The 4034-nt window shown below is 63.5% G+C and carries 5 protein-coding genes; 2 read left to right on the top strand and 3 right to left on the bottom strand.

Annotation, left to right across the window (positions count from 1 at the left end):
- Positions 1-85: 85 nt before the first annotated feature.
- Entirely contained in the window at positions 86-829 is a 744-nt protein-coding gene (locus RO069_RS12350) for a sulfite exporter TauE/SafE family protein (protein ID WP_328187872.1), read from the top strand.
- On the opposite strand, the gene RO069_RS12345 is transcribed toward RO069_RS12350, so the two are convergent.
- Positions 810-1712: an acyltransferase gene (locus tag RO069_RS12345; protein ID WP_328187873.1), complete on the bottom strand. Its 903-nt coding sequence runs from the start codon at positions 1710-1712 to the stop codon at positions 810-812. The two genes, RO069_RS12350 and RO069_RS12345, sit on opposite strands and share 20 nt — an antisense overlap.
- 167 nt (positions 1713-1879) lie before the next feature.
- Between RO069_RS12345 and RO069_RS12340 the strand changes: the two genes are divergently transcribed.
- Positions 1880-2641, top strand: coding sequence for an SDR family oxidoreductase (locus tag RO069_RS12340; protein WP_328187870.1), 762 nt, complete (start codon positions 1880-1882; stop codon positions 2639-2641).
- A 29-nt stretch (positions 2642-2670) separates the two neighbouring features.
- Here the strand turns inward: RO069_RS12340 and RO069_RS12335 are convergent, their stop codons facing one another.
- Both RO069_RS12335 and RO069_RS12330 read right to left on the bottom strand, forming a co-directional pair.
- The gene (locus RO069_RS12335; protein WP_328187869.1) at positions 2671-3129 is read right to left on the bottom strand and encodes an ATPase; all 459 of its coding nucleotides are present in this window, start codon (positions 3127-3129) and stop codon (positions 2671-2673) included.
- Positions 3130-3177: 48 nt separating this feature from the next.
- The coding region (locus tag RO069_RS12330) for a methyl-accepting chemotaxis protein (protein WP_328187868.1) at positions 3178-4034 on the bottom strand (857 nt) is incomplete at its 5' end.

Genomic DNA, 4034 nt, shown 5'->3' with positions numbered 1-4034 from the left:
TCTCAAGGCCCTCAGTGGCTCAGTAGGCTAACGAATTACCCAGACGGGACACTAGCTTTTCACGTCACCAGACAGGGCCCCCACCGTGCCGGCAGATATCACCATCGTCCATCTTATCCTGGCCAACCTGGTGGTCCTCGCCGGGTCCTGCCTGCAGGGGGTGGCCGGCTATGGTATCGGCACCCTGGCGGCACCGCTGCTGTTCCTGATTTCACCGGCGTTTATCCCGGCATCCCTGACCCTCAATGCCGGCGTACTGACCGTGCTGATGCTGATGCGTAACCGCACCAGCCTGCAAATCCGGGAAGTGCGCTACGCCATCGGCGGCAGCCTGATTGGCGCGATCCTGGCCGGGGGCACGCTGCTGGTGATCTCCACCCGGGGATTCGAGCTGATCTTCGGCACCCTGATCCTGCTGGCGGTTATGCTCAGCGTCGCCGGCCTGAAACCCCGACTCAACCCGCGCAACAGCGTGATTGCCGGCACGGCTTCAGCCTATATGGGCACCATCACCGCCGTGGGCGGCCCGCCCATTGCCATGATCTACCAGAACGAGAAGGGCCCCCTGGTGCGGGCCAACATGTCGGCCTTCTTCATGGTTGCCAACCTGTTCGTGCTGGTGACCCTGGTGTTTTCCGGCTACCTGGGCGCCATGGAACTCAAGCTGTTCCTGGCCACCGTTCCTGGTGTGTTCATCGGTTTCTGGCTGTCGGCGGGGCTGGTGAACCGGCTGCCCTTCGAGGCCCTGCGCCCGATCATCCTGGGGATTGCGGCCATCGCCGGCCTGGCGGCCCTGGTCCGGGGGCTGATCAGCCTGAACGGCGGCTGAACGTCGCCTTCAGTTCATCAATGCGGGCGTCCTTCTCCTCCCAGAGATGCCGCACCCAGGCCTGGAAGGTATCCCGAAAGGCCGGATCGTTGGCGTAATCCCCCAGGAACAGCTCCGGCGGCACGGTACGGCTGCGGATATCCACCACCACCCGCGACACCTGCCCGCTGAGCAGGTGCCAGAAACCCGGCACCGGCCCGTCCGGGTACACGATGGTCACGTCCAGCAGGTATCGCATCTGTTCCCCCAGCGCCCCCATCACGAAGGCCACACCACCGGATTTGGGCTTGAGCAGGTTGCGGTAGGGGGATTGCTGGTGACGATGCTTATCCGGCGTGAAACGGGTACCTTCCAGGAAGTTGACCACGGTCACCGGCAGGTCGTGGAACTTCTCGCAGGCGCGCCGGGTGATCTCCAGGTCCTTGCCCCGGTCTTCCGGGTGCCGCTCCAGGTGTTCCTTGCTGTACCGCTTCATGAAGGGGTAGTCCAGGGCCCAGAACGCCAGTCCCACCAGTGGCACCCAGATCAGTTCCTTCTTGAGGAAGAACCTGAAGAAGGGCGCCTGCCGGTTGAAGACCTCCACCAGGGCCGGAATGTCGACCCAGGACTGGTGGTTGCTTACCACCAGGTAGGACTGCTCCCGGTCCAGGACGGCCTCGTTGCGGATATCCCAGACCGTGGGTGTCATCAGCCGGAAGATGTTCTTCAGGCCCTCGACCCAGGTCTCGGCGATCCACATGACGCCGATGGAGCAGGCCCGCTGCAGGGGCCGGATCGGCACCACCGCCTTGACCAGCCCCATCACCAGCATGGGGCCGATGCCGATCAGGGTGATCAGCAGGATCATCAGGCAGATGGTCACTGCCCTGGCAAGATGGATAATCAGCACGGGGTTTTACCGCCTTTTCCAACAACTTGAGACTATCTTCAGGGGAATCATAACGTTTCCGGTACCTTGCTTCATCTCCCGCCATGGCCGCCTTTTGGGAAAAGGGATACCATTGCCACTCAACGCCAATAACAATCGATACCAAAAAAGAGGAATACGGAATGACCAAGCAGTTCGATGGAAAAGTGGCCATGGTCACCGGCGCCGCCGCGGGCATCGGCGAAGCCACCGCCCGCGCATTCGCGGAGGCGGGCGCCAGCGTCATGCTGTCCGACATCAACCAGGACGCCGGCGAGAAGGTGGCCGCGTCGATCAATGAGGCTGGTGGCAGGGCTGCCTTCGTGCGCTGCGACGTCCGCCGGTCCGGCGACGTCAAAACCCTGGTGGAGCAGACCATCGAACAGTTCGGGCGTCTGGATTTCGCCTTCAACAACGCCGGTGTCGAGCTGGAACGCAGCAAGCTCGCCGACGGCGACGAAGACCTCTTCGACAGCATCATGGACGTGAACGTGAAAGGCGTGTGGCAGTGCATGCGCCACCAGATACCGCTGATGGTCGAAGCCGGTGGTGGCGCTATCGTCAACACCGCTTCCGTCGCCGGCCTCGGCGCTGCTCCGTCAATGAGTATCTACAGCGCCAGCAAGCACGCCGTGGTGGGCCTGACCAGGTCCGCCGCCGTGGAGTATGGCCGCCGGGGTGTACGCATCAATGCCGTCTGCCCGGCCATCATCGACACCGAGATGTTCCGCCGGGCGCTGGCGGATGATCCCCGCAAGGAAGAACTGCACAAGACCATGCATCCCATTGGCCGCATCGGCCAGCCTGAGGAGATCGCCGCCGCGGTGCTCTACCTGTGCTCCGAAGGCGCGGGCTTTACCACCGGCGTTGCCCTGCCCCTGGACGGCGGCTACACCGCCATCTGAGGCAGCCGGCGGCGGTGTCCGTCGCCGGATCACATATCCTGGCTGCTGGCGAGTTGGCGGGCCAGGCGCATGGCCTCGTTGGTTTCCATCTGCCGCAGGGATTCCACCAGTTCGTGGGTTTCCGGCGTGATGGCCTGCTCGTCCAGGCTGTGGTAGATGTCGATGATCCGATCATGGAAGGCAAAGATCTCCCTGCAGATATCGTCGAACCCCAGTGAATCGAAATGGCTGTCCCTGGGGTCCGGCACCTTCACCGGACTGCGCGTCAGGTAGTCATACAGGCGCGTGTGCAGGGTGTTGGGGGCTGCCTGACGCTCATACTCCTCCGTAATCCGCTCCAGTTCCCTTTCGTGGTCGGCGAGGTAGTTCAGCAGGGCGCGGGCCTGCTCGTTCCTGTTGCCATCGGCGCCTTCCGTGAGGGTCCGGGCCAGCAGCCCATGCATGTTCCTCACCCAGTCAATCAGTTCTTCATAGGTCTTGATTTCCATGGACCCTCCTTTCCGCTGAGATGGCGTATAGCCGTTACCCTACACTTTTCAGACCCGGAACTGTGAGACCAGTTCACGCAGCCGCTCGCCCAGCCGTGCCAGCTCCTGGCTGGCGTCGTTGGTCTGGGTGACGCCGGTGTCGCTGTTCTGGGCCGCCTCCACGATGCGCACCACGTTCTTGTTGATCTCCTCGGCCACCTGGCTCTGCTCCTCGGAGGCGGTGGCGATCTGCGTCACCTGATCGTGGATATGCTCCACCGACTGCTCGATGGTGCTCAGGGCCGAGCTGGCGTGGTTGATGCGCTCCACGGTTTCCTCCGACAGACCCTGGGAGGAACGCATGCGCTCCACCGCACTGCGGGACTCGCGGATAAAGCCGTCGATCATCTCGCGGATCTGGCCGGCGGACTCGCCGCTGCGCTGGGCCAGCTGGCGCACCTCATCGGCCACCACGGCAAAGCCACGGCCATGCTCACCGGCCCGGGCGGCCTCGATGGCGGCGTTCAGGGCCAGCAGGTTGGTCTGGTCGGTGACCTCGTGGATCACATCCAGCACCTTCTGGATCTCGTCACTGCGGGAAGCCAGGGCGTCGATGGCCTCGGCGCTTTCCAGGATATTCTGTGACAGGCTGTTCACCGACTGCTGGGAACCGGCCATGGTCTGGCCGCCGTCCTTGGCCAGGCGGTCCGCATCGGCCCCGGCCTGCTGGACTTCGCTGGCGTTCTTCGAGATCTGGTGGATGGTGGCGGCCATCTGGTTGATGGCGGAGGCGATCTGGTCGGTCTCCGAGCCCTGGACCTGGACCGAGGCGCGGGTTTCTTCAGCCACCCGGCTCAGCTCCTCTGCCGCCGAGGCCACCTGGTTCGTGGTGTCATCCACTTCGCGGATGGTGTTGTGGATCTTGC

The organism is Marinobacter sp. OP 3.4 (genome assembly GCF_036224885.1).
In the GTDB taxonomy this organism is placed as follows: domain Bacteria; phylum Pseudomonadota; class Gammaproteobacteria; order Pseudomonadales; family Oleiphilaceae; genus Marinobacter.
This window is presented reverse-complemented; position numbering and strand designations above follow the sequence as displayed.